Origin of the sequence: Clostridium sp. YIM B02551 (assembly GCF_022324735.1) — a bacterium.
Lineage (GTDB): Bacteria > Bacillota > Clostridia > Clostridiales > Clostridiaceae > Clostridium_T > Clostridium_T paridis.
In genome coordinates this window covers 47,475-74,170 of the sequence record NZ_JAKGTF010000009.1, presented here as the reverse complement: position 1 = coordinate 74,170, position 26,696 = coordinate 47,475, and the positions used below count along the sequence as shown (strand labels likewise).

Below are 26,696 nucleotides of genomic sequence, written 5' to 3'. Positions count from 1 at the left end.
TACTTAGCTTTATAAAGACTAAGTACTTCTTTGTTTAGTGAGATTACTCTTCAATAAATTTAACTAATTCCTTATTAAATCTTTCACGTTCATCATAAAAAGTTGCGTGACCGCTAAATTCGAAAGGTATAAGTTTTGAATCTTTAATACTTTTATTCTGTACTTCACCTAATTCAAAAGGAACAACTTGATCATGTACTCCATGAATTATTAATGTTGGAACATCTATAGCTTCAAGATCTGAAAATAATACATCTCTTATCCAAGTATTTGCAATTGCTGCAGTTGACCATCCAGCAGCTTGCAATCCTAATTGGAAGAACCAATCTGAAAAAGCCTCACTTGTATGTTGGAAGAAAAATATGTCGCCAAAACCTTTAAGCATTTTTGGGCGATCAGTATATGTTCCTTCAATAAGTTGTAAAACAGTTTCTTTATCAAGACCATAAGGGAAATCCTCACGTTTAATTAGGCTAGGAGCTGCAGCAGCAAAAAGAGCAAGTTTTGATACACCATGACCTTTATGTCGTCCCATATATTTAACTGCTATAGACCCACCAGTTGAGTGCCCTGCTAATATAATATCATCTAACTCAAGTGCATCTATTACACATCTAACATCATCTGACAATCTTGCATAATCATAACCTTGGAAAGGCTTGTCTGAGTTACCAAAACCTCTTGTATCAATACCTATACATCTATAACCCATTTTAGGAAGCATATCAAATTGATATTCAAATAATTTATGACTTCCTGGCCATCCATGTATAAAGAATATGGTTTTATTACCTTGGGGATTAATATCCTCAACGTAAATTTTTACGTTAGGTTCTACTTTGACATAGTATCCCATTTGAAAACTCCTATAAATTAATAATCATTGTGATATTTTATTCTTTAAAAATAAAAATGTGATTGTATGCTATTGTATAATTTATAAATAGTATATAATTAATTGTAAGTAATTAATTCCATTATTTATGATGAAAATATATTTTAATATAAGAATTTAAGGGGGAACATATGCTTACAATAGGGTATATTGGAAATGGAAAGAGTACTAATAGATATCATCTTCCGTTTGTATTACAAAGAAAAAATATTAAAGTGAAAACTATATATCAAAGAAATCCTAAGCATGAAAGCTGGAGTAGAATTGATGGGGTAAATTATACCTCTGATTTAAGTGAAATACTGAATGATGAGGAAATACAATTAGTTGTAGTTTGCACTAATCATGATAGTCACTACGCTTATGCAAAACTAGTGTTAGAACATAATAAACATTGTCTAGTCGAAAAGCCATTTATGGAGACATCAGAACAGGCTAAAGAAATTTTTTCTCTTGCAAAGGAGAAAGGCGTGATTGTTCAAGCGTATCAAAATAGAAGGTTTGACAGTGACTTTTTAACCGTTCAAAAGGTGATTGAAGAAGGAAAGCTCGGAGAATTACTTGAATTAGAAATGCATTATGATTATTATCGCCCAGAAATTCCAGAAGGGATAAATAACTTCAATCCTACTGGATCATATTTGTATGGTCATGGTTGTCATACGTTAGATCAAGTAATCAGTTATTTTGGAAAGCCAGATAGTATTAAGTATGATGTAAGGCAATTATTAGGTTCAGGTAGAATGAATGATTATTTTGATTTAGACTTATATTACGGAACCTTTAAGGTATCCGTAAAATCTAGTTATTTTAGAGTTAAAGAAAGGCCAAGCTTTGTTGTTTATGGCAAAAAAGGGTGCTTTGTAAAAGAGACAAAAGATCGTCAAGAAGAACATTTAAAGTTATTTTATATGCCAGAGAATGCTGATTTTGGTGTTGATACTATAAAGCATTATGGAACATTGACTTATATAGATGAAGAAGGCACAATTCATGAAGAAAAAGTAAAATCTGTTAATGGTGATTATGGAAGAGTGTATGATGATCTATATGAAGCAATTATAAATGGCAAGAGTAAAACAATAACTGATGAGCAGACAGTATTATTAATGGAAATACTAGAAACAGGAGTAAAAAATTTAAAGTAGAATAAAGTACTTAGTGTTTTTTCACTAAGTACTTTTTAGTTTAATAAAAAAACAAATTTAATTTAAATATTTAAAAAAATATCATAATATGTTATGTTATTTATAGATATATACATTGACTTGAGGGGAGAAAAAGATGAAGTTAGTTCTAACAACAGATAGATTAGTTGGCGAGGTTTTAGCAAACCCAATTTACACCGAATATGGAGTAATGTTTTTAAATAAAGGAAATAAACTAACCAGAAGCGCTATATCAAAGCTTAAGAAAATGGGCATTATTACTGTATATATTGAAGATGGCAATGATGAAATTTCACTGCAAGAAATATTGCCTACTCCTATAAAACTTGATGTAATAGCTAGGTTAGCAGAAATATTCGAAGAAGTAAAAAAGAAAGAGCAAGTAAATCATAATAAGGTGTCGGAAATTGTCACTGATATTATGGATAATATAAGTCTATCAGAAAATGCAACTATGATTAGTAATTTAGCACCAAAGGATGAGACCGTAAAATTAATATTACATTCACTCGATGTTACGCTGTTATCTTTGATGGTAGGCGTTAGTAAAAGGTATGATGAAAGAAAGTTGTTAAATCTAGGAGTAGCAGCAATATTACATGATATTGGGAAGTTATTTGTAGAAGGGCAAAACCACGTAAGAAAAGGCAAAGAAATATTAAAAAGAAATCCGTCAATTCCTGTAACAACATATATGGCAGTATTCTACATGTATGAAAGAGAAGATAAATCAGGACTTTTTGGTGCTACTGGTGATAATGTACATGAATATGCTAAGATCTTAGGTATATGTAATGATTATATAAAAGATATTAAAGGAGAAAATCCAATGCTTCCGCATGTTGCAATTGAAAAAATCACCACTGATGCAGTGAATAAATATGATAAGGAAATTTATAAATATTTTCTTCAATCAGTTTACTGCTATCCGAATGGATTACAAGTAAAGCTTAATAATGGACAAGAAGGCGTAGTTGTTATGCAGAATAAGGGATCAACTGCAAGACCTATTTTAGCAGTAAAAAGTGAAAAAGGTTATGAGTTCTGTAATTTGGTTCAACCAGATAACTTAACGCTTTTTATAGAAGAAGTAATAATGGAATAATATATTGAGAGATCTTATGTTTCAACATAGAAAATGGGATCTCTCATTAATTTTATACAAAATGATATTAACAAAAAGATAAATAGTTAGATTGTTGACAGTTAGAATTCTAAGTATTATAATAAATTTATCTTATATAGGATTAAGTTATTATTTTTTATTAGGAGATATAGAATTATGGCTGATAAGAAGAGAGAGCTAGCTGCGCCAATTTCATACCTATTTAGAGTAATTAGTATTAAGTTAAAAAATAAAACAGATAGTAGTATTTCAGAGTTGGGGCTAAATGGAGAACAAGGACGCACAATTGGTTTTATTAATGAGCATGAAGGAATCATACAAAGAGATTTGGCAGAATTTTTTCATAAGAGAGGTGCAAGCATAACAAGTATGCTTCAAGGACTTGAAAAGAAAGGCTATATAGAAAGAAGAATTCCTAAGGACAATGAGAGGGAAAAAAGATTATATGTTATGCCAAAAGGAAAAGAGTTAATTGAAACATTTAATAAAAGGTTTGAAGGGATAGAAGGGGAAGTTACAGCTAGTCTTACAGAAGATGAAGCTGAAACATTAATGAGATTACTTACTAAAATAAATAATAATCTATAATTATTATAAGTAATATAGATATAAGGCAAACACTCATAATCTATATTACTAAATGCTACATAAATAGTTAGAATTCTAACAGTTCGCAATCAAACAGTTTAAACAGGAGGTATTTTGTTATGGAAAATATTAATGAAAAATCAGATCAATTTTATTTAGAAAAAGCACCAATGGGTAAAGCTATAATTCACCTATCAATACCTATGATGCTAGGAATGTCTATAGGAGCAATTTATAATATTATAAATGCATTTTTTATAGGATTAACACATGATTCAATTATGCTATCAGCTATAACCTTTGGACTTCCAATAATGACTTTATTAATGGCACTAGGAAGCATTTGGGGAGTAGGTGGAGGCACATATATTTCAAGATTATTTGGAGCCAAAGAAACTGAAAAAATTAGAAATGTATCTGCTTTTGTACTATATGGAAGTATGATATTTGGAGTAGCAGTAGCGCTTTTATGTATGATATTTATAAATCAAATAACAAGCTTTGTTGGTGCTGATGTAAAAGCATTTAGTGCAACAAAAAATTATATATCGTTTCTTTTTCTAGCAACACCTTTTCTAGTAGCTAATTTTACTCTTGAACAAATAGTTAGAGGAGAGGGAGCTGCTAAGGAATCTATGAATGGTATAATCATAGGGACTATAGCTAATTTAATATTTGATGTGCTTCTAATTTTAGTTCTTAATCTTAATGTTATTGGCGCTGCTTTAGCTTTTGCAATATCAAATTTATGTTCATTAATTTATTATATTTGGTACCTACAAACAAAGAGTTCAAACATAGATTTATCTTTTAAATATTTCTCATTTGATAAAAAAATCATGAAAGAAGTTTTTAGTATTGGAATTTCAGATTTTTTAATGACAAGTTTTCTAATAGTTACTTCACTATTACTTAATAATTTTGCAGTACGATATGGTGATAACGTAATTGCTGCATTTGGAGTATCTCTTCGTATAGTACAGTTGCCTGAATTTCTATGTATGGGATTATTTATGGGAATTACACCACTAATAGGATATTCATATGGAGCTAAAAACAAAGAGCGTTTAGAAAGTGCAATGAAACAAACTGCTATTGCAATTGCATTAATTGTAGGTGTTTTCTCATCAGCAGTTTATATTTTTAGAAAAGATGTTTTTTCATTATTTGCATCAGATAAAAGCCTAATTGGTATTGGAATATATATTTTAAGCGTGATGCTTATATCAACTTTATTTAATGGGTTTACTGGGTTAATTACTAGTTATTTTCAAGCAACAGGAAAAGCTAAAAAGGCACTTGTTATGTCCATTTCACAAGGAACATTATTTATTCCAACAATTATAATTGCTAACTCTTTATTAGGACTTCACGGAATAATTTTTTCAATGACCATTGCAGAATTTATTACATTTTTATTAGGAATATTGTTATATTTTTATAAAAAAGATCAAGAGGCTGATTTTAATTTAGCAGTTCAAGAATAAGGTGAAATATTTATAATTTTACAGTGAATCCTCAAGTTATGAGGATTCTTATTTTTTGTGATATACTATAGGTATTTGTATGGATTGTAGTAGAGGTAATTAAAATGAAAAATAATAATGAGAATATAAAAATGGAAGTTGTGAATAATGAAAATCTTAGGGCTGATTGTGAAAAATGTTTTGGTTTTTGCTGCGTTGCTCTATACTTTTCATCTTCAGAAGGGTTTCCTGAAAATAAGGATGCTGGAAAACCCTGTATAAACTTGCAGTCAGATTTTCGCTGCAAAGTTCATAATGATCTTAAGAAAAAAGGATTAAAGGGATGTATGGCATATGATTGCTTTGGGGCAGGCCAAAAGGTTGCTCAAGCTACTTATGAGGGAAATGATTGGATAAAGAATACTGAATCGTCTAAAGAAATGTATGAGTGCTTTTTGATTATGAGACAAATATATGAAATGCTTTGGTATTTAACAGAAGCATCATCCCAAGATATATCTATAAGTCTTAAGCTTGAGATAAAGTCAATGTTGGTTAAGACTGAAGAACTCACGTTATTAAAGCCGGATGCACTTCTAAAGCTAGATTTAATTATGTATAGAGTTGGTGTAAATAACTTACTTAAGAAGGTAAGTGAACTAGTTAGAAATAAATATTATTCTGTGAAAAAAGTTCCTTTAAAAGGTAAGAAAATTTTTGGTGGAGGATTAGATCTTATTGGTAAAGATCTAAGAAAAAAGGATTTGCGTGGAGAAAACTTAAGCGGTGCTTTTCTTATAGCTGCAAATCTCAGAGGAGTAGATTTAAGTGGAGCAGATTTAATTGGAGCTGATTTAAGAGATGCTGATTTTAGCGATGCGGATTTATCAAAAAGTATTTTTCTTACTCAAGGGCAGGTAAATGCAGCTAAAGGGAATAGTAGTACCAGGCTTCCTAAATCACTTACTAAACCTTCTCATTGGTAGAAGATGCATAGGACATTTTACTTATTTTTTAGGTAAGATGTCCTTTTATTATGTGTAAAAAATAATATAGAAATATTTTTTCTATTGTATAGGTACTTATTTCAATATTAAAATAAGATAAAGTATTAATGTAGCGGATGGTGAAAGTATATGAAGGTAGAATACTTGAGTAATGAGAGAATATATGAATTTATTGAATATTGTAAGAAACATAAAAATGAAGTAGATGAATCTTTTTTATATGATGAAGATATGAAGGATTTTAAACCTAATGAAGATAACCCAACTTTTATAATTACAAATGAAGAAAATAATATAGTAGCAACAGCATCTTTAGTAATTACTAGTTATTATAGAAAAGGAAAGAGAGCAGCTTTTAGAATATTCCATTCAGAAATAGATGATATAGAATGCTATAAAATGTTAATGGAAGCTGTTGTAAAACAGGCAAAGACACTAGAGAAAATATTTGTTTTTGTACCTATAATAAATGAAAAACTCATAGGAGTTATGGAAGAGTTAAAGTTCACTATACAGAGATATTCATATTTTCTAGTAAGAAAAGAAATGGAAGTCCCTGATTTTATATTACCAGTAGACTATGAGATTAGACAATTTAGAATAGGAAAAGATGAAGAAACTTGGTGTGAGGTTAGAAATAGCGGCTTCGCAAAGCTTAAGGGTAGTGAAACACCGATGTCTCCAGAAATGGTAAAGGAAATGACTTCAGGTAATAGTTATTTAGATGGGGGACTAATGATACTGTATCACAAAGATAGACCTGTTGGAGTAGTTAGAGGCGGTAATGATATATATGAAGGGGTATCAGTTATGGATATAGGACCACTTGCTTTGATTCCAGAATATCAAGGAAGAGGACTTGGAAGAATACTACTTAGAACTGCAATGAAGCTTGCAAAAGAAAAGAATTTTGAGGGGACAGTGCTTTGTGTAAATGCAGATAATGAAAGGGCAAAGAAATTATATATCAACGAAGGCTTTAAGGAAGTTGAAGCGGTTGCTTGTTATGAATACTACCTATAGAAAATCGTTTAAGGAGAACTGAGAATGAATACTAGAAATTTTCTGGAATTAAAAGGAGATTTAATTTATTTAAAAAAATTAGATCCAGAATATATTGAAGAATACTGGGATAGCTTCAAAGATATTAGTATAGAATCAATGATATTTACAGGATCTACGCTACAATTTAGTAAAGCTAATATAGAAAGATTTTTAGAAAGTATCGCAAATGATAGAAGTAGGATAGATTTCTTAATATGCTTAAAGAAATCTGACAAAATAGTTGGAGAAGTTGTTATAAATGAGATGGACAAGAGTAATAGAAGCGCAAATTTTAGGATTTTAATTAATAAAAAAGAAGATTTTAATAAAGGATATGGTAGTGAAGCTATGGTTTTAGCATTAAATTATGGATTTGGCATGTTAAACCTTCATCGTATCGAGCTAGAAGCATTTCCTTATAATGAAAGAGCAATCCATGTTTACGAAAAAATTGGATTTGTAAGAGAAGGCATAAGGAGAGACGGTTGCTTTTTTAATCATAAATACTATGATGTAATTACCATGAGTATGCTTGAAGAAGATTTTAGAGAAAAATATGAGCATGCTGGAGATTTATTAATATACGAGTAAAAAAGATATAATGAGATATATAACATATTTCAACACTTGCAGATAAAGATCACATATGATAAGCTATAACGATGATAAAAGTAAATAAAACATTACTATATACGAAAAGGCGGTGAAGATTTAGTGGAGCGGCGTAAAAGTATACAGTGGACCACTAAATATAATGTATGACAAATGATGAAATATATAAACGTATAATGGTTATGCCTAGTGTGAAAAGTGCAATTGCCTTTATAAAAACTTGTGATATAAATAAGGCAGACTTAAGTAAATTATGCAAGCGATACAATATAGATATTATTCCAGGGAAAACTACTAAAGAAGAGATCATTGATAGATTTGTAAGTGAAACACTTGGTGTTAAATTAAGAAAAAAAGCAGTAAATAAGTATAATACAAAATAAAAACTGAAGGAATATAAAATGCTATGCGGAGTTATCTACATAGCATTTTTTACATTTAAAGACGTCCTTAATCCTTATTGATTATAGTGATTAACGTTTATTATAAAATTGTAAGTCCCCACCTCTTAAGTTCTATGAAAACAGATTCCAAGTTTTTTCCCTTTTCTGTTAATTTGTATTCAACCTTTGGAGGGACCTCTGGATAAACTATTCTATTAACTAATCCAAATTTCTCAAGTTCTCTAAGTCTTAGTGATAGGGTCTTTGGACTAATTCCATCTAAAGAACGTAATAAATCACCAAATCTTATAGTTCCATCCATTAATAAATCTCTTATTATTAAGAAGGTCCATTTACTACCTATAATATCTATTGCCGCTTCTATCGGACATTTTTCAGAAGGGTTTCCACGTTCAAGCTTAATTTCAGACATAAATAAAACTCCTTTCAAGCCTTTGTTTATCAATAACTAACTTTTTTGAAATAATATGAAAAAAATATCACTACTTTTCAAATTATAGTATACAAAATATAATGATATTAATCAAGAAACTTAAATAAAAAGGAGATTAAAATTATGAACACATTTAAAAATTTTACTTTGAAGGATATGGAATTAAAGAACAGAGTGGTTATGCCGCCAATGTGCATGTACTCATCCGATGAGACTGGTAAAGTAGATGAATTTCACTATAATCACTATGTAACAAGAGCAATTGGAGGGGTAGGACTTATAATACTTGAATCTACAGGAGTAGTTAAAAATGGACGAACTACAGATAATGATTTAGGAATTTGGAGTGACGAGCATATAGATGGTTTGAAAAAACTAGTGAGTGGTGTTAAAAAATATGGTTCAAAAGTTGCGATACAATTAAATCATGGAGGAAGAAAATATACTGGAGTTTCAGGTGAAGCGGTAGCACCAAGTGCAGTTAAATTTGATGAAAAGAGCTTATTACCGAAAGAGTTAACTAAAGATGAAATTCAAGAAATAATATTAAGCTTTAAAGAAGCAGCTATAAGAGCTGATAAAGCTGGATTTGATGCGATAGAAATTCATGGAGCACATGGATACTTAATCCATCAATTTTTATCTCCATTATCAAACTTAAGAATAGATGAGTACGGTGGAAGTATAAAAAACAGAACTAAATTTTTAAAAGAAATACTAGAAGCAGTAGCAGAAGTTTGGCCAAAAGAAAAAGCAATTTTTCTTAGAGTATCTTCCTATGATTATAAAGAGGGAGGATTAGACTTAAACGGTATGGTTGAGATTATAAATGAGGTTAAGGAATATATAGACATAGTGCATGTTAGTACTGGAGGACTAATTCCTGCTGAAATTGAAGTTTATCCAGGATATCAAGTAAATTATTCAAGTGAGATTAAGGCCAGATGTAATATTCCTACAATAGCTGTTGGGTTAATTACAGATGTGAAAATGGCAGAGGAAATAATATCAAATAATAGAGCAGATTTAGTTGCGATAGGTAGGGAGCTTTTAAGAAATCCGTATTTTGTATTAAATGAAGCTAAGAGTAGGAATATAAATGTTGATTATCCAGAGCAATATAAAGGTGCATTTTAAGCAAAATATGTTTAACTTACTTGATAAGTATTTTGGGGAAAAGCTATTTTTAAGCTTTCCCTAAGTAAATATATCAATTGTATAAATTTCTCAAGAAAGGTTTGCTATGAACTAATGTTATTACTAGATTTGTTTTTTGCATATGAAAGAATCATTATAGTGATAATAATGCAAATGATACCTAACCACTCTATAATTCCTAAAGAAACATGTAACCAAACTACAGATAAAAGTGCAGCTGATAGAGGCTCAACTGAAGACAATATGCTTGCTTCAGTAGGGTCTATATATTTTAAGCTTTCCATATAACAATAAAAAGCAATGAGAGTTCCAAATAAAACTACAAATATAATAGCTAATATAGAATTAACGGACAATGTACCTGAAGTATCCCATGGTTGTTTAACAAAACTAAAGGCAATTCCTCCAATTAGCATTCCCCATCCGACTATAATAGTAGAACTATATTTTGCAATTAAAGGACGAGGCTGTAATGTATAAAATGCAGCTGCAAAGGCAGATAGAATTCCCCAAAACAATGCTAATTTAGAAATTGAAATGTTATGAATATCTCCTTTTGTAATTATAAGAAAGGTACCTAACATTGCTAAGGAAATAGCTATGATTTCATGGAGGCTTGGCAACTTTCTACTTCTTATTGCTAAATAGCAGGCAATTACTACTGGAGATAGGTATTGAAGTATAGTAGCAGTTGCTGCATTTCCATGTTTTATAGCTGCAAAATAAGTATACTGGACAGCTACCATACCAAAAATACTAAAAAGTAGAAGGTTTAATGCTGTATGTTTAGTTTTCCAAACCTTCCATATATCATCAGTACCTTTTAGGAGAGCATATAATAATAAAATTAATCCTGTAACTAATAAACGAATTACAACAAGCCATTCAGGAGTAAATCCTTTTTGTTGAAATAAATATTGCGCAACTGTGCCAGATACTCCCCATAGCATTGAACCTATAATTACAAGAATAATTCCTTTTGTTCTCGGTTGAAATTTCACTATGTTTTCACTCACTTTCGTCATTACTAAACTAAAAATTTTTCTATAAAGAATCTCTACTTATTTTATTACTATTTTAACTTTATAGCAATTAAACACTATGTCCTTGGATGATATTACTAAAATAAAGAAAAAATGATAAAATATGAATTGTATTAGTATTTATTTATAAAAGGAGCAAAAATTTAGACCTAGAGGAGAATTTGTTATGGGAGAAAGAGTAATTAGATCGTTTTGGGAGTGCATAAATAATGCGGATTTTGATGGTCTTAGTAAACTTATGAACGGCAATGCATATATATGGTTGCCTAACACAAAAGAGGTTTTTAAAGGTAAAAATAAATATATAGAATTTAATAAAAGATATCCTGGAAGATGGTACGTGGATCTAGAAAAAATATATGAATGCGGAGAAACTATAATTACAGTAGCTAGAATATTTACTGATGAAAACACTCTAGGACTATACGTAACGTCATTTTTCAAATTGAAAGATAATCTTATAGAAGAAATAACAGAATATTACAGTGAAAATGAGGAACCTCCTAAATGGAGAGTAGAAAAAGGATTAGCTGAAAGATATTAACATAGAATGTTTAATAAAAAACTAAGAGATATAATATCTCTTAGTTTTTTTATTATCGTTTCTTTATTGCATTAATAAAAACATCGTAATTAACATTATAAAAATCAGCTAAAGTATTCAAAATTCTTGGGGAAGGAATTTTGTTAGCTTTTGTCTCTAAAATCCATAGATAAGATGCAGATATGCCAGTTAGTTCTTCTAATTCGGTAAAAGATAGATTTTTCTTTTCTCTAAGTTCATTCAATAGTGCACTTAATTTATCCATAAATGAAACAACTCCTTTTATAATATATCAGTCACTTTTTATATATTATGTATATTCAGAGTAAAGAAAAAAATGAGGGGTAAAATATAAGCCCTCGAGATATATATGGAAGACTCTATATCTCAAGGGCTTTATATGGGGGTCTTTCTCGTTAAATTTTATTACTTTTCTAGATTTTTTGAACAGCTGAACTAACTGTTATTTCTAAAACTCTACTTAAGAATGGAAATTTTTCTTTCATCATATCAAAGTCAGAACCTGACTCAAGATATTTTGCAGTTCCATCAATTACAAATCCAGTACCTTGGTAATCCTTATAACCTAAAACTTCTTTAGTACCTAGTGCTAATTTTACTTTGCTATTTTCATTGATATTTTTTTCAGTTTTACGCATTCCAGCGGCAGGAATTAAAAGTCTTTCATCATCTGTAACAACTATAAATGAGTTCCAAGTGTTAACAATATGTGGCTCATCTGTCCCCCAGGATACTATTGAAACCACACCTTCATGTTTTAATACGTCATAAAATTTTTCTGATAACATTTATAAATCCTCCTAAAAATATATTGAACAACGCCTAGAAATAGATAATAGATATATTGTAGATAAGTGTTGTCTATAATTATTATATGCGTATATTTTAAAAAAGTCAATATATATTATAGATAAGTATTATCCATGATATATGTTGACTAATAAATGTTTATGAAGTATTATGTGGGAAGATTATATTTTTTATTAGGATGGTGATTTTATTGCAATTTTCAATTGGGGTAGAGTATGCATTACATTGCTTATTATATATGGTTGACATTCCATCAGGTAAATCAGTTGGAATTAAAGATTTAGCCACCTTTCAAGGGGTTTCAGAAACATACTTATCAAAGGTATATACAAAGTTAAGAAAAGCTGGAATTGTAAGATCTATTCCTGGGGTAAATGGAGGATATGAACTTGCACGTAATGCAGAGGAAATTACATTTTGGGATGTTGTAGAAGCAGTAGAGGGAACTTCACATATGTTTCAATGTGCAGAAATAAGGCAAAATGGTATATTGATTGATAAGAATAATATGCCAGATGTAGTTACAAAATGTCCATGTACTATAAAGGTTGTTATGCTTGAAGCAGAAGAACAAATGAGACAATATTTAAAAGGAAAAACAATTGGGTGGTTACATGATCATGTTTTTAGTATCATTCCAAAGGACCAAGGTGAAGCAACGATAGAATGGTTTAATAATCCAGAATCAAGAAAATAGATAAAAGGTAACTCATTTAATTTTGAGTTACCTTTTGTTTTTAAAGGAGAAATTTAAAAGTACTATAAAATCCGACAATATATTTCTATATAATCCAAAATATACTTCTTTAAACATTATTTACATGATATAATACTGTAAAATACAGTATTTTCAATATGTTAGTTTTATTAATATTCTGAGATAAATTTGTTTAATTAAAAGATACTACATATAATGCAAAAATCATATTACATTTCATTGTCCAACTCTTAGTTGAAACGACTAAGAGTTGGACTGTGATGTGTAAATTCTTAAATGCATTATATATGCATAAGGAGTTTTTTATGGGAAAATTAAATTTTTCGGAATTAGTAAATGTAAAAGCATTAGAAAAAATGGCTGAAAGCCTCTATGCCATTTCAGGTATTCCTGTAGGAATTATTGATGTTGATGGAACTATTTATGTTAAAATTGGATGGCAAGATATTTGCACAAAATTTCATAGAGGGCATCAAGAAACAAATGAACGCTGCACTTTAAGTGATAAGAGTATTAATGAAAACCTTGTCAAAGGAAAATATATTGAGTATAAGTGCTTAAATAATATGTGGGACATAGGGGTTCCAATTATAATTGCAGGAGAACATCTTGCTACAATTTTCATGGGTCAATTCTTTTATGATGATGAGGAAATTGACAGAGACTTCTTCTATAATCAAGCATTGCAATTTGAATTCGATATAGAAGCTTATATGGAAGCACTTGATAGAGTACCGAGGTACTCAAAGAAAAAGGTACAAGATATAATAGGATATTACCAAGGGCTTGTTAATACTTTAGCTGAAAGTGGGCTTAGACAACTTGTATATGAAGGTTCTAAGAAAGAGTTAGCTAAGAATCAAAAATATCTATACACAATTTATAATTCTGTAAACGATGCTATTTTTGTTCATGATTTTTATGGGGAAATTATAGATTGTAATCATACAGCGACAACTATGTTTGGGTATTCAAATGTTGAACTTATTAATATGAATATAAACGATTTAATGTCAGAAAAATCAATACTAACTAAAATTCAATTAATGCAATCATTTCAAAAAGCTAGAAAAAATGACACTATTGTTTTTGAGTGTATTTTTACTAATAAAGATGGAAATGAGTTTTGGGTAGAATTAAATACTAGTGTTATTAAGTTTGATGAAAATGAAGATATAATAACTACAGTTAGGGATATTACAGATAGAAAGTTAGCTGAGCTTGCGTCACAAAAGGAAGCCTATGAATTGGAGAACTTAAGAACAGAATTTTTTGGGAATATATCTCATGAGCTAAAAACGCCATTAAACATAATTTTTGGAGTAACACAGATTGTTGAAATGGAAATGCAAAATAAAGACAAGCCGATAGATAGAGAAAAAGTACTAAACAACTTAAAGATTGAAAAGCAAAACTGTTTTAGACTTTTAAGATTAATTAATAATTTAATCGATTCTACGAAATTAGATTCAGGCTATTTTGAACTTAATATGGTTAATTGCAATATTATAAATGTAGTTGAAGAAATCACTCTGTCAGTGGCTGAATATATTAATAGTAATAATATATCATTAACTTTTGATACCGATGTAGAAGAAAAGATAATAGCTTGTGATTTAGATAAAATTGAAAGGATAATTTTAAATCTTCTATCCAATGCTGTAAAATTTACACCAGCAGGAGGAGATATATTTGTAAATATACTTGATGGAAAAGAATATATAACGATAACAGTAGAGGATACAGGGATTGGAATTCCTCCACAAAAGTTGAATATAATATTTGATAGATTTAGACAAGTTGATAAGTCCTTCGCAAGAAATCATGAGGGGAGTGGGATTGGATTATCACTTGTAAAATCTCTAGTTGAAATGCATGGTGGAGATATAGATGTTCAAAGTAAGTATGGGGTTGGGACAAAGTTTATAATAAAGCTTCCTATAAAGATAGCTGACAATATTACAAGAGAAGAAAGCAACAAACAAGTTAATAGCATGATAGATAATTGTGTAGAAAGAATTAGAATTGAGTTTTCAGATATATATAATATGGATGAGAGGGATATTTAACTATATCCCTCTTTTTTTATATTAATAAAGGCTCTGTTAAAGAACTATGTTGAAAATTGACTACTACCTGTAAAATTGGTTATAATAAGACCATACGAATGATTATGGAGGTCTTATTATGCCAACAGTAGAGTCGGTAAAACATGATATAGACGCATTAGGGACAGCAGGAAAAGAAGAAATTCTAAACTACCTTGAAGAAGTATTTGTGTTAGGTTCATTTGCTACAGAGGTTACAAATGCTGTTAAAGAAAACAGGTTTTCAAGGGGGAAAGTCTGCCCTCATTGTGGACATGATGAAGTATCCAGAAATGGAAAGTATAACGGAAAGCAAAGATATATCTGCAAGTCCTGCCGAAAGACTTTTACTGACTTTACACTCTCACCAAAACATAATAGCAAAAAAGATGTTAAGCAATGGATACAATATGCCAAGTGCATGATAAATGGCTACTCCATAAGAAAGTGTGCCGATGAAGTTAAAATAAGCATACCTACATCATTCTACTGGAGACATAAAATATTAGACGCAATTAGAGCCTTTATGTGTGTAGGAAGTGTCGGTGGTGTTATAGAGGTTGACGAGGCTTTCTTTAGGGAGTCTTTTAAAGGAAACCATAAGAAAAATACTACTTTTGTTATGCCACGAAAAGCCCATAAAAGAGGCGTTAAAGGTAGTTTTAACAGTAAGACCGAAAAGAGAAAAAGAGGTATCTCAAAGGAGCAGGTTTGCGTTTTATGTGCTATGGACAGAACGGGAAATCTTGTTACTGAACTTATATGCAAAGGAAGAATGAAGCATACAGATTTAGAAAGACTCTTTAGGGATAGGATTGAGGATGAAGCCATCCTTTGTACAGACTCTCACAAGAGTTATATTAAATTCGCACAAAATTTAGGTATTGAACTTCAACAAATTAAGCGTGGTAAACATAAAGAAGGTATATATCATATACAGCATATTAATGCCTTTCATAGTAAACGCAAGAAGTGGATGGATAGGTTTAATGGTGTTGCAACTAAATACCTTGCCAACTATATGTATTGGTTTAAATGGCTTGAACTCTTTAACACAGAGAAAGATACTATCAAGAGCAAAAATTTATTGGTGCAATCACACACATCTCATTCCGATACAAAATTAAAGGATTTCAGGATTCGAGAGGCAGTTTATATATAATTATACTAAATATTTGAAAATACTGTCAATATTCTGTATAATGGATTAAATAGACGGATGAAGGTGAATAAATTGCTAACTCATAGAAATACATTTGATAGTATTGAGAGTTTTATTGAGCAAATGAAACAAAATGAAAATGTGATAGGAATAGTTGAATATGGTGGACGAACCTATACTGATATGTCTGTCGGTGGAGATTACGATTTAACTATAATTTTCGACAAGCCTGTTTCCAAGAACTTTTCAGGAGTTCATTTTCATATCAAGGGTATTCCTGTTGATTGCATGCTCTTATCAGTGGAAGATTTTATGTCAGAGGTTGTACTAAATGAATTTTTATTAGTACATCTTAATTGTAAAATATTATACGATAGAAACAATATAACAGCAGATATATTGAGGAGAATTCAAATTACTTGGTCAACCCCAAGAGAATTATCCGATTTTGAAAAGATGCTATTTAGATTTACATTTAAGCATATACTTGATAAATTAAAACATAGATTACATGATAATGAACTCTACACAAGGTATTTTATTTATTCGCAATTTGATTGGTTTTTATCATGTTATGCACGAATTAAAGGATGGGAAGTTGGCAAACCCAAACTATACTTAAAACTTATTGAAACTCATGAGCCTAACTTATTTCGTATAATTTCAAATTTATATTCGGAAAATCGTTTAGAAGTACAATTTGAGTTGCTTAATCAATGTGCAAATTACATGATTAACCCTATCGGTGGTTTATGGGAAGAAAATGAGGTTTTGTTTCATTTATTACCAGATGGAGAAAATGATGAAAATGAACAGAATACATTTTTGAAAGTATTAATGAAAGAATAAAATAACTCTATTTGCAGTAGCCTATAATAAATTAATAACAGTTTTTAAATACAATTTAAAGGAACTCTTTGGTGAGTTCCTTTAAAAAAGATTTATTATCAACACTATTCTTTAACATAGCCTTAATAAAAAATCTTTTTCTATTTAAAGATATAGTTGAATAAAGGAATATCCCAATTTTATACCGTAAATAATCAATATTGTTCCGCAACCTATATTAATCCATTTGATAATATTAGTTAATTTGCTACGAAATATTGTTACGAAAGTTGCAAGAGCATTAAACCAAATAAATGAAGCAAAACAAACTCCAATTATAAAGTATTGAGACATATCAATTGGCATAGAGGCACGAAATCCACCTAGAAGTAATGATCCATCTATTATTGCTTGAGGATTTAACCAAGTAACTGCAAAACAAGATAAAATGATTTTAAAAAGAGAGTTGTCCACTTTTTTCTCATCAGAAATTTGAACCGAGGAACGTATTAATCCTACGCCAATATAAGCTACAAGTATGCACCCAGATAAAAGTAACAATCCTTTTAATATTGAAAACTTGTCAATAAGAAAACCAAATCCAAAGAAACATGAAATAGCTAAGGTTATATCAAAGAAAATCGTTATAAGTGCAACTTTATAGGTCTCTAGCCCACTTTTTATAGTGGCAGTATTAATTACATATAAGTTTTGTGTACCAATAGGTGCCACATAGGCAATCCCAAATAAAAATCCTTGAAGCAAATATTTAAACATGTAGGTATTCTCCTAAAAACAATATATTGAAATGTCTTTTCATATTATAATAATGAGGGTGGATTAAGTCAATTTCTTTACTAAATAGAACACAGGAGTCCTTTTTAGTATACACTAATTGCATGGAATGTTATAATTAGTAAATAGGGAATTTAAGATTAGTAAGTGCTTAATAATCTGAAGGGGTGTGTTAAATTGAATTGGCTCGGGATGATATTGATAGGTTTAGGGTTAATATACTTATTATATTCATTATTAAATAAGAGTAAGATTAATTACTACTTCAAGGGATATGTCAAACGAAATGAAATGAAGATTATAAAGCCAAGTGAATATTTTAAATTACAATTAAGTTTTTCAATATTTAACGCTCTAGTATTTGTAGCATGTGGGGTATTAATAAGCATTTTTGCTCCAAATGATATATTCTTTATTGTTGCATTAGTACCATTTCATTTTATAAACTTATTGCTTATGATTGAAAGTAAAAAACGAGGATATATAGATTACAAGGCATATAAAACCTATAAATCATGAGAGTATTTCATTGAATACAACTATAATTTTTGTTATTATTTATAAAAGATAATGGGGGGGAGAGAATATGAGATCACAACTTTTAGAAAGACAGAATACATTATTGCTCTGTGCAAAGTCTGTAGGTATGACAGATGGCGACAATTTGCATAGAGAGCGTAGAATTAAATATTAGTCGCATAATAATAGTCATTTATGTACAGGCTTTGCCTCTTAAATTTTAAGTATAAATTTAAGGAGCTGAGCTTTGTGAGATATATTAAGGCAGAAACAATTTTACCGGTGGATTTAGTTAAGGAAATCCAAAAATATGTTCAAAGTGGATATATTTATATACCATCTGAAGCAGAGAAAAGAAAAAGATGGGGAGAAAACTCAGGTACTAGAGCTTATATACAATGTAGAAATGAAGAAATTTTTATGAAGTATAGAAGCGGCTATAAAATTAAAGAGTTAGCTGAAGAGTTTTTTCTATCTGTTGAGAGTATAAAGAAAATTATTTATTCTAAAAAATAAATATTACAAAAGCTACTACATTTTATAGACTTAAAAGGTAGTAGCTTTTCTTAAGTAAAGAATAGTATAGAAATGTTTATTAACTATTATGTTCACGTATAAGAATATTATAATTAACTTAGAAAAGTAATATGTATAAAAGGAGTAGCGGTATGGAGTGTGTAGTAAAAGATTTAACTTTAAATTATGAAATAATTGGTGAGGGAAAACCCATACTTATGATACATGGTTATGGTGTAGATCATAGGATAATGACTGGATGTATGGAACCTATTTTTAGTGAGAAAGAAAATTATAAAAGGATATATTTAGATTTGCCTGGTATGGGGAAATCCCAGTGTGCAGAGTGGATAATTAATTCTGATATTATGCTAGAGATTGTAATGGAGTTTATTAATAAAATAATTCCTAATGAAAATTTCTTAGTTGCAGGTGAATCCTACGGAGGATATATTACAAGAGGGTTAGTATATAAAATGGCTGATAGAATTGAAGGGGTTTTATTAATATGCCCAGTAATATTACCTAAGTATAGCGATAGAAATGTTTCGGAACATATTGTTTTAGTTAAGGATGAACAAGTTTTATCTAAATTAACTACTGAAGAAGCTAGTTCTTTCAATGATAGCACAGTTGTTCAAAGTGAAAGAATTTATGAAAGATATAAGAAAGAAATTATAAGTGGTGTAGAATTGGCTAATGAGGAATTTATAGAGAAGTTTATAAAAACTGGATATAGTTTCACTTTTGCAGTTGATAAGCTAGATAAAAAATATAATAAACCAACTCTTATTCTTCTAGGTAAGCAAGATGATTGTGTAGGATATAAAGATGCCTGGAACGTCCTTGATAATTACCCAAGGGCAACCTTTGCAGTTTTAGATAAAGCAGGACATAACCTGCAAATAGAACAAGAAGAACTTTTCAATGCACTAGTTAAAAAATGGCTTTAAGAGTAATAAGAAGGTTATGTTTGCATTATTAATCAAACATAACCTTTTAATTTTAGAAATCAGCTGAGTTTAATTTAAATATACTTTTGTTTATGTGAGAAATGTTAGTCTTATTTTTTATTAGATTAGTTAAAATCCCACAGTAAGATATATCTCCTTGAAGCAAAGCACCATAAATTATTCCATCCTTATGAATAATTTTTTTGTATACATTTTTTGTTTCACAAATCTCAGTAGTGTAAGTGCTATCTGGAGCTTCAATTGTTCCAATTGAAACTGACTCAAGACCTAAGAATTTCATTGAATTTAGGTATGCAAAATTGTCATCACAAGTTGCTTCTTTACCTAACATATTAAGTGCAGCACATTTACCTTGTCTGGCTGCAACTGGCCATATTGGGGATAGGGCAGTCACATCACCAGCAGAAAATATGTCTTTTATATTTGTTTTGCAAGTATTATCTATTAAAATACCTCTATCTGTCTTAATCTTAGTATCTTTTATAAAATCTATATTAGGTCTAACTCCAGCTGCAACAATAATTAAATCACATGAAATTTCAGAGCCATCACTTAAGGCTAATGCAGCAGCTTCCCCTTTTTCATTTAAAATAACTTCTTTTGCTGAAGAATTAAGATATAACTTAACATTATTTTTAATAAGAAGGTTTTCGTATTTTGAGGAAGCAGTTTTATCTAATTGAAGAGGTAAGATTCTATCAGCCATTTCAACTAAATGAATACTAGCACTTTTGTGAATTAATCCAACAGCCGCATCAATGCCAACAAGTCCTCCACCTATTATAACTACATTATCTCCATATTTATATCTCTTTGCTATAGAGATAGCATCTTCTATATTTCTCAATGGAAATACATTTGTAGCTTCTCTTAGATTTTTAACTGGAGGAATAAAAGCTGAAGCACCAGAAGCAATTAGAAGTTTGTCATAGCTTAAAGTTTCATTATTACTTAATTCTAAAGATTTTAATGTGTCGTTTATTTGCATAACACTTAATCCTTTAAGCCAAATTATTTTATTTTTATCAAAGAAATCATTTTCAATAAAGGAAAGAGAATTTAAGTTTCTTTCACCACTTATATACAAATGAAGCATACATCTAGAATATACATTTTCATCTTTGGAGATTAATACTATTTCACATTCTGAGTCTGTTTCTCTTAGAGTTTTAGCAGCATTTATACCAGCAGCACTAGCCCCTATAATTACATATCTCATTTTCATGCCTCCTTACTTAAGGAAATAGCTCCAGTTGGACAATTCTCAACACATCTAGGAACTGATCTTCCATTACATAAATCACATTTTAAAATAACTTTTTTTGTATTATCGTCAGCTTTAAGAACTCCATATGGACATGACATTACACACATAAAGCATGATGCACATTTGTCTTTATTATAGGATACAACACCAGTTATTGAGTCTTTAGTCATAGCTCCACTCATGCAAGCATTGACACATTCAGGTTCATCACAATGTCTGCAAAAAATAGGAGATGCTTTACCATTAGAATCCAAGGTTATATAACTTCTGCTTTCATTTTTTGTATCTTCAAGATCTAAGCTGAAAATTGAAGTCCCATTATCATTGTGTTCAGCCATACAGGCAAGGGTGCAATTTAAACACCCTTGGCATATAGCTTTATCTATTACTATCCTATTCATAAGCATTATCCTCCTAAAATTTAATTAGGCTAAGCCTAGACTATTTCTTCTATTAAGAATAATCTCTTCAAGACGATCCGCTGCTTTAATTACATCATCTTCAAGAATAAGCTGTCCACCTGTAATATCTTTTAAGTCTTCAGTTAAAACCTTAGTAACAACCTTACTTCCAGTTATAAAAGGTGGAATCGCAAGATGTAGGGGAAGCCCTAAAGCAAGTCCAAATGCCCCATCAGCAAGAGCTTGTTCTTCTAGCCATTGAGGTGCAGATAAAACTAATGGAAGTTCCGGAATATCTATTCCTAAGTATTTGGCAAGCTCAGATGCAACTATTTCAAGTCTACCTATAGCTAAGCATGGACCGAAGTTTAAAACTGGAGGAATTCCCAAGCTTTCACAAACAGCTTTTAAGTTATCACCAGCAAGGGAGGCAGCAGAAGGTGACATTAAGCCAACGTTTTCTAAACCACCACTTGAGCAACCGGCAGATAAAACTATGATATCTCTTTTAATAAGTTCTTTTGTAAGTTCAACTGTAAATACATCATGTCCTTTAGCAGTAAGATTTGAACAACCAACAACACCAGCAACCCCTTTGATTTTCCCACTAGCTATTAAATCAACAAGAGGCTTCCAAGTGCCACCTAGGAATTCTCTAAGTGAATTTTCACTAACTCCAGTGATTACATCATCAAAACCATGATCCATTGGTATATTTATACCAACATTTTTTCTTCTATCTGAATAGCTTTTAACAGCTTCTTCAATTATTTTTAAGGTTATTTCTTCTCTTTCCTCATAGCTATAGTTTATATAATCTGCATTCGCTTTTTTGGCAACATCATCAAGACAAATCATTTTAACTTGGAATTCATCAGCAATTGGCTCTATACCAGGCAATGTACAGTTAAATTCTGATAGAATTATATCTATACCGCCTGTTGTAATAAGAGCTTCACTTGTGAAATTATTTCCTGCATGGCCAGAGAAAACATCTTTGTAATGTTCACCTCTAAGTTGTAAGTCTTGTCCTACACAAGTACATCCTACAAGTTTAAAGCCTTTAGCGCCAATAGCGTTAGCTTTTGCTACAATGTCCTCATCTAAAAGTCTATCTTGCATGTGGGCAAATATTGAATGTTGGTGTCCAGTTATCATTATGTTTATATAATCTGAATCTACAACTTTAAATCCAACCTTTGCAGGACGAATAACTGGTTCTCCAAGCATAACGTCATTAAGTAGATTTGTTAAAGTAAGTCCATAGAGACCAGTGGATATTCCAAGATTTAAACAGTTAAGTAGCATATCAACGGGGTCACTGTTTAGATTTGTAGATGTTTTTACTACAGCATCAAAAACTTCGGATTTAGCACCGCCAGGAAGTATATTAAGTTCTTGCCATTTTTTAAATCTTGGAGCATAAGCCATTTTTTCTGTTAACTCCATTTTTTCATATCTTGGTTTATATAAATCTTTTAAAACAGCTTCAGATACTAAGATGGCTTTCTTATGCATATCATCTTCTTTTATATCAAAAAGTTCTGCAAGGTGATTTAGGGCATTTACACCTTTAATAGTTCCATTGTTTTCTCCTGTTTTCTTTAAGTTAAGTGCAGTTGATTCAACAATATGAAGATAACATCCAGCTCCAGCAGCTACTGCTCTCAAAAAATTGCGGGCAACAATTGTATCAGCATTAGCTCCACATACTCCACGAGGTGATTTTGGAGTTATACGGCATGGTCCATTTGAACAAAGACGGCAACAAACACCTTGCTGACCAAAGCCACACTTAATGCTTTGAGTTTCCACTCTATGATGAGAGGTTTCAACATCGACCTTTGCAATAAAATTCTCAAGAACTTTATCAGCACTTGAGCATGTTGTACAGTTTCCACAAGTATTCATTTAAAACTCCTCCTTGAAAGTATACCAAAATGGTATAGTATTAATTATAAAAAATGGGGATTAGTATTTCCCCTCTTTTAAATCTTTAAAATTAACTCCTTGAAGCTTAGATACGAGGCTTTCCTGTATACCTCCTAAAGCTCTATGGATTTCACAGCGATTACCTTTATGAGCATTACAGTAGGAAGGATCAATCATGCAACGATTTACGTAAATAGGACCATTTATTGATTCTATAACATCCTTAAGTGTGATTTCTTCAGGAAGTTTGTTAAGAGAATAACCACCATTAACACCACGAAAGGACTTTATAATTCCACTGGCAATAAGTTTCCTTAAAAGTTTAAGTAAAAATCTTAATGGCAAGCCTTCATGCTCTGATATAGTAGCTGCGTCAACTTTAGCCCCTTGCTCTAATTTTGATAAATAGAGTACTACACGTAATCCATAATCTGCCTCTTGTGTTATTTTCATATAATCTCTCCTAATGTATACTGATTTGGTATAGTATTAATGTAATACTTTGAGATATTTTTGTCAAGAGATGGGAAAAAAGTTTTTGCTATTTTTGGAAGGAGTATTTTTTGCATTTTAAATAATATGAATCAATTTCGAAATGTAATTAATGATATATTAAAAAACAGATAGTTACTTTGCTAAATTCGATATATTAAACCATTCTATTGATAAAATGATTTTTAATGTATTTGAAAATGGTTTGCTTTTATTTTATAATCTCTACTTATGTGGAAAAATATCATCAATAGGGGAGTTCAAAATGGAAAATAAGAAAAAATTAACATTAGTACCATTAGTATTAATGGTTTTTACATCAGTTTTTGGATTCAATAATATTTCAAAAGCTTTTTATAAGATGGGATACGCGGCAATTCCGTGGTATATATTATCAGGATTAACCTTTTTCATTCTTTATGCATTTATGATGGCAGAGTATGGAACCGCATTTAGAAAAGAAAAGGGCGGAATATATTCTTGGATGGAGAAGTCCGTTGGAGGTAAGTTTGCGTTTATAGGAACCTTTATGTGGTATTCATCCTATGTAATTTGGATGGTAAGTGTTGCAACGGAGATATGGATACCTCTTTCAAATCTAGTCTTTGGTAGGGATATCACTGATGAACTTTCATTTTTAGGTTTAACATCAACGCAAATACTTGGAATACTAGCAATATTATTTGTTATTTTAGTTACGTTTATTGCGTCTAAGGGGTTAAAGAGTGTAAGCAAGGTAACGTCAGTAGGTGGAACAGCAATTGCATTACTTAATGTTGTATTACTAATTGGAGCAATTTTAGTTTTTGCATTACATGGTGGAAAACTTGCTGAACCAATTACATCAGTAAGAACATTTATTAACTCACCTAATCCAAATAGTAATTCATTAATAAATATATTATCATTTTTGGTATTTGCAATATTTGCATACGGCGGTATCGAAGCAGTTGGTGGACTAGTTGATGAAACTGAAAAACCAGAAAAAACATTCCCAAAAGGAATGATTATATCTGCAACAATAATTGCTGTTGGATACTCATTAGGTATATTTATGTGTGGTATGTTCTTAAATTGGAATGATTTAAGTGCAACTAAGGGTATTAACCTTGCTAATATAACTTATATAATAATGAATAATTTAGGTTATACAATAGGTACTAGTTTTGGATTAGGACAGGCAACAGCAGTTAGCATGGGAGCATTTTTTGCTAGAGTAGTAGGGTTATCAATGTTTTTAGCATATACAGGCTCATATTTTACATTAATATATTCTCCTATTAAGCAAATAATAGAAGGAACACCGAAAAAGCTATGGCCAGAAGCCATTAGTAAAATAGATGATGATGGAATTCCAAGAAATGCTATGTGGATGCAATGTGGGTTAGTATGTGCATTTGTAATGCTTACAGCATTTGGTGGAGATGGAGTATCACAGTTTTTCTCATATATAGTACTTATGACTAACGTTGCAATGACGCTGCCATATTTGTTTATAGCAATAGCGTTCATTGGATTTAAAAAGAAGACAGAAATAGAAAAACCATTCGTAATATTCAAAAGTTATAGAAGTGGAGTAATTGCAGCAGTAATAGTTACAATTACAGTATTTTTTGCAAACCTATTTACAATAATTGATCCTATATTACAGGACAAGCCAGATTTTAAATCAACTTTGTGGATGATTATAGGACCAATATTCTTCTCATTTGTGGCATTTATAATGTATAGCAGATATGAGAAGAAAATAAAATAAGGTAAAGGGACATTTTGTTTGTGAAGCAAACAAAATGTCCCTTTGTGCTATAATAAAAATAGAAAGGGATGAAATATAATGAAAGAGAATTTACAAATTAATGCAGATAGGTTTTCTGGATTTGCCGATATATATGATAGTGCAAGACCGAGATGCCCTGAAAAAGTTACACAAATTATACTGAAATATTTAAGGAAAAAGCCATTGCTTGTGGTGGATTTGGGCTGTGGCACAGGACTTTCATCAATGGTTTGGAGTAAAATAAGTAATAAGGTTATTGGAATAGAACCAAGCAAAGATATGATTGAAATAGCAAAAGAGAAAGCTTCTGACTTAGAAAATATTACATTCATTTCTGCATTTTCAGATAAAACTGGACTAGAAGATAATTCAGCAGATATTATAACATGTTCACAATCCTTTCATTGGATGAATCCTGAGACTACTTTAAATGAAGTACAAAGAATATTAAAGAAGGGTGGAATTTTTGCAGTTTATGATTGTGATTGGCCACCAATATATAAATTAGAGATAGAACTTGAATATACCAAACTCTTTGAAAAAGTGCATGAAATAGAATCTAGACATCCTGCTATTAAAGATAAATCTATTAGATGGGATAAAGATAAGCATCTTTCAAATATAAAAAAAAGTGGGCATTTTCAATATGCAAGAGAAATAGTTTTCTCAAATACTGAAATTTGTAATGCTCAAAGAGTTATTGAGATGGCTTTAAGTCAAGGAGGGTTACAAGCTATTATCAAAGCAGGGATAAATGAAATTAATCCTTATATAGATTCATTTAAAATGAAGATTTTTGATGTTTATGGAAATGATGAATTTGAGGTGGAATTTTGTTATCGTATGAGATTAGGTATTAAATAAGTATATTTTTACATGGAATAATATCAAAAATTAGGACCTTATTC

Annotated in this window: 29 protein-coding genes; 19 read left to right on the top strand and 10 right to left on the bottom strand. The window is 30.5% G+C overall.

The window, feature by feature from the left end:
* Positions 1–43: 43 nt before the first annotated feature.
* The gene (locus L1S47_RS11930; protein WP_238883759.1) at positions 44–856 is read right to left on the bottom strand and encodes an alpha/beta fold hydrolase; all 813 of its coding nucleotides are present in this window, start codon (positions 854–856) and stop codon (positions 44–46) included.
* Positions 857–1,026: 170 nt separating this feature from the next.
* Here L1S47_RS11930 and L1S47_RS11925 point away from each other — a divergent pair, with 170 nt between their 5' ends.
* The 8 genes from L1S47_RS11925 to L1S47_RS11890 all read left to right on the top strand — a co-directional run bounded on the left by L1S47_RS11925 (position 1,027) and on the right by L1S47_RS11890 (position 8,290).
* Positions 1,027–2,043 (top strand): oxidoreductase, encoded by a 1,017-nt coding sequence (locus tag L1S47_RS11925; RefSeq protein WP_238883758.1) that lies wholly within the window; start codon positions 1,027–1,029, stop codon positions 2,041–2,043.
* Positions 2,044–2,179: 136 nt separating this feature from the next.
* Positions 2,180–3,169, top strand: a complete 990-nt coding sequence (locus L1S47_RS11920; RefSeq protein WP_238883757.1) for an HD domain-containing protein — start codon at positions 2,180–2,182, stop codon at positions 3,167–3,169.
* A 177-nt stretch (positions 3,170–3,346) separates the two neighbouring features.
* Entirely contained in the window at positions 3,347–3,778 is a 432-nt protein-coding gene (locus tag L1S47_RS11915; protein WP_238883756.1) for a MarR family transcriptional regulator, read from the top strand.
* A 119-nt stretch (positions 3,779–3,897) separates the two neighbouring features.
* On the top strand, positions 3,898–5,265 hold the full coding sequence (locus tag L1S47_RS11910) for an MATE family efflux transporter (RefSeq protein ID WP_238883755.1): 1,368 nt from the start codon (positions 3,898–3,900) through the stop codon (positions 5,263–5,265).
* A 104-nt stretch (positions 5,266–5,369) separates the two neighbouring features.
* The gene (locus L1S47_RS11905; protein ID WP_238883754.1) at positions 5,370–6,230 is read left to right on the top strand and encodes a pentapeptide repeat-containing protein; all 861 of its coding nucleotides are present in this window, start codon (positions 5,370–5,372) and stop codon (positions 6,228–6,230) included.
* 150 nt (positions 6,231–6,380) lie between these two features.
* The gene (locus tag L1S47_RS11900; RefSeq protein WP_238883753.1) at positions 6,381–7,274 is read left to right on the top strand and encodes a GNAT family N-acetyltransferase; all 894 of its coding nucleotides are present in this window, start codon (positions 6,381–6,383) and stop codon (positions 7,272–7,274) included.
* Positions 7,275–7,298: 24 nt separating this feature from the next.
* Entirely contained in the window at positions 7,299–7,886 is a 588-nt protein-coding gene (locus tag L1S47_RS11895) for a GNAT family N-acetyltransferase (protein WP_238883752.1), read from the top strand.
* 167 nt (positions 7,887–8,053) lie between these two features.
* Positions 8,054–8,290, top strand: a complete 237-nt coding sequence (locus L1S47_RS11890) for a hypothetical protein (protein WP_238883751.1) — start codon at positions 8,054–8,056, stop codon at positions 8,288–8,290.
* A gap of 100 nt (positions 8,291–8,390) precedes the next feature.
* On the opposite strand, the gene L1S47_RS11885 is transcribed toward L1S47_RS11890, so the two are convergent.
* Entirely contained in the window at positions 8,391–8,723 is a 333-nt protein-coding gene (locus L1S47_RS11885) for a helix-turn-helix domain-containing protein (protein ID WP_202765776.1), read from the bottom strand.
* Positions 8,724–8,867: 144 nt separating this feature from the next.
* Between L1S47_RS11885 and namA the strand changes: the two genes are divergently transcribed.
* Positions 8,868–9,881 (top strand): NADPH dehydrogenase NamA, encoded by a 1,014-nt coding sequence (gene namA, locus L1S47_RS11880; protein WP_238883750.1) that lies wholly within the window; start codon positions 8,868–8,870, stop codon positions 9,879–9,881.
* A 104-nt stretch (positions 9,882–9,985) separates the two neighbouring features.
* Here the strand turns inward: namA and L1S47_RS11875 are convergent, their stop codons facing one another.
* Positions 9,986–10,903 carry a DMT family transporter gene (locus tag L1S47_RS11875; RefSeq protein ID WP_373689077.1) on the bottom strand — a complete coding sequence of 306 codons (918 nt, stop codon included), beginning with the start codon at positions 10,901–10,903 and terminating at the stop codon, positions 9,986–9,988.
* 208 nt (positions 10,904–11,111) lie between these two features.
* Here L1S47_RS11875 and L1S47_RS11870 point away from each other — a divergent pair, with 208 nt between their 5' ends.
* The gene (locus tag L1S47_RS11870) at positions 11,112–11,489 is read left to right on the top strand and encodes a nuclear transport factor 2 family protein (RefSeq protein ID WP_238883748.1); all 378 of its coding nucleotides are present in this window, start codon (positions 11,112–11,114) and stop codon (positions 11,487–11,489) included.
* Between the two features lie 52 nt (positions 11,490–11,541).
* Here the strand turns inward: L1S47_RS11870 and L1S47_RS11865 are convergent, their stop codons facing one another.
* Both L1S47_RS11865 and L1S47_RS11860 read right to left on the bottom strand, forming a co-directional pair.
* A complete protein-coding gene (locus L1S47_RS11865) occupies positions 11,542–11,754 on the bottom strand; it encodes a helix-turn-helix transcriptional regulator (protein WP_238883747.1) in 213 nt (70 codons plus the stop codon).
* 169 nt (positions 11,755–11,923) lie between these two features.
* Complete coding sequence (locus L1S47_RS11860) at positions 11,924–12,298, bottom strand: pyridoxamine 5'-phosphate oxidase family protein (protein WP_202765771.1); 375 nt, start codon at positions 12,296–12,298, stop codon at positions 11,924–11,926.
* 212 nt (positions 12,299–12,510) lie between these two features.
* Here L1S47_RS11860 and L1S47_RS11855 point away from each other — a divergent pair, with 212 nt between their 5' ends.
* The 4 genes from L1S47_RS11855 to L1S47_RS11840 all read left to right on the top strand — a co-directional run bounded on the left by L1S47_RS11855 (position 12,511) and on the right by L1S47_RS11840 (position 17,136).
* Entirely contained in the window at positions 12,511–13,017 is a 507-nt protein-coding gene (locus tag L1S47_RS11855) for an Rrf2 family transcriptional regulator (RefSeq protein WP_238883746.1), read from the top strand.
* 326 nt (positions 13,018–13,343) lie between these two features.
* Complete coding sequence (locus L1S47_RS11850) at positions 13,344–15,107, top strand: PocR ligand-binding domain-containing protein (RefSeq protein WP_238883745.1); 1,764 nt, start codon at positions 13,344–13,346, stop codon at positions 15,105–15,107.
* A 118-nt stretch (positions 15,108–15,225) separates the two neighbouring features.
* On the top strand, positions 15,226–16,287 hold the full coding sequence (locus tag L1S47_RS11845; protein WP_238883744.1) for an IS1595 family transposase: 1,062 nt from the start codon (positions 15,226–15,228) through the stop codon (positions 16,285–16,287).
* 57 nt (positions 16,288–16,344) lie between these two features.
* Entirely contained in the window at positions 16,345–17,136 is a 792-nt protein-coding gene (locus tag L1S47_RS11840; protein WP_238883743.1) for a hypothetical protein, read from the top strand.
* A gap of 144 nt (positions 17,137–17,280) precedes the next feature.
* Here L1S47_RS11840 and L1S47_RS11835 read toward each other — a convergent pair whose 3' ends face one another.
* Positions 17,281–17,892: a LysE family transporter gene (locus L1S47_RS11835; RefSeq protein WP_238883742.1), complete on the bottom strand. Its 612-nt coding sequence runs from the start codon at positions 17,890–17,892 to the stop codon at positions 17,281–17,283.
* Positions 17,893–18,087: 195 nt separating this feature from the next.
* Between L1S47_RS11835 and L1S47_RS11830 the strand changes: the two genes are divergently transcribed.
* The 3 genes from L1S47_RS11830 to L1S47_RS11820 all read left to right on the top strand — a co-directional run bounded on the left by L1S47_RS11830 (position 18,088) and on the right by L1S47_RS11820 (position 19,898).
* The gene (locus tag L1S47_RS11830; RefSeq protein WP_238883741.1) at positions 18,088–18,429 is read left to right on the top strand and encodes a hypothetical protein; all 342 of its coding nucleotides are present in this window, start codon (positions 18,088–18,090) and stop codon (positions 18,427–18,429) included.
* 249 nt (positions 18,430–18,678) lie between these two features.
* Positions 18,679–18,945 carry a CD3324 family protein gene (locus tag L1S47_RS11825; RefSeq protein ID WP_238883740.1) on the top strand — a complete coding sequence of 89 codons (267 nt, stop codon included), beginning with the start codon at positions 18,679–18,681 and terminating at the stop codon, positions 18,943–18,945.
* A gap of 152 nt (positions 18,946–19,097) precedes the next feature.
* Positions 19,098–19,898, top strand: a complete 801-nt coding sequence (locus tag L1S47_RS11820) for an alpha/beta fold hydrolase (RefSeq protein ID WP_238883739.1) — start codon at positions 19,098–19,100, stop codon at positions 19,896–19,898.
* Between the two features lie 52 nt (positions 19,899–19,950).
* Here L1S47_RS11820 and L1S47_RS11815 read toward each other — a convergent pair whose 3' ends face one another.
* Genes L1S47_RS11815 through L1S47_RS11800 form a run of 4 tightly spaced genes read right to left on the bottom strand, consistent with a single transcriptional unit; the run spans position 19,951 to position 23,972 of the window.
* Positions 19,951–21,138, bottom strand: coding sequence for an NAD(P)/FAD-dependent oxidoreductase (locus L1S47_RS11815; RefSeq protein ID WP_238883738.1), 1,188 nt, complete (start codon positions 21,136–21,138; stop codon positions 19,951–19,953).
* A 2-nt stretch (positions 21,139–21,140) separates the two neighbouring features.
* Positions 21,141–21,587, bottom strand: coding sequence for a 4Fe-4S dicluster domain-containing protein (locus tag L1S47_RS11810; RefSeq protein WP_275297835.1), 447 nt, complete (start codon positions 21,585–21,587; stop codon positions 21,141–21,143).
* 24 nt (positions 21,588–21,611) lie between these two features.
* A complete protein-coding gene (gene cooS / locus L1S47_RS11805) occupies positions 21,612–23,498 on the bottom strand; it encodes an anaerobic carbon-monoxide dehydrogenase catalytic subunit (RefSeq protein WP_238883737.1) in 1,887 nt (628 codons plus the stop codon).
* A 60-nt stretch (positions 23,499–23,558) separates the two neighbouring features.
* Positions 23,559–23,972: an Rrf2 family transcriptional regulator gene (locus L1S47_RS11800; protein ID WP_238883736.1), complete on the bottom strand. Its 414-nt coding sequence runs from the start codon at positions 23,970–23,972 to the stop codon at positions 23,559–23,561.
* 304 nt (positions 23,973–24,276) lie between these two features.
* Here L1S47_RS11800 and yjeM point away from each other — a divergent pair, with 304 nt between their 5' ends.
* Together yjeM and L1S47_RS11790 are read left to right on the top strand one after the other, a co-directional pair.
* Positions 24,277–25,767, top strand: coding sequence for a glutamate/gamma-aminobutyrate family transporter YjeM (yjeM, locus tag L1S47_RS11795; protein WP_238883735.1), 1,491 nt, complete (start codon positions 24,277–24,279; stop codon positions 25,765–25,767).
* Positions 25,768–25,845: 78 nt separating this feature from the next.
* Positions 25,846–26,652, top strand: a complete 807-nt coding sequence (locus tag L1S47_RS11790; RefSeq protein WP_238883734.1) for a class I SAM-dependent methyltransferase — start codon at positions 25,846–25,848, stop codon at positions 26,650–26,652.
* Positions 26,653–26,696 lie beyond the last annotated feature (44 nt).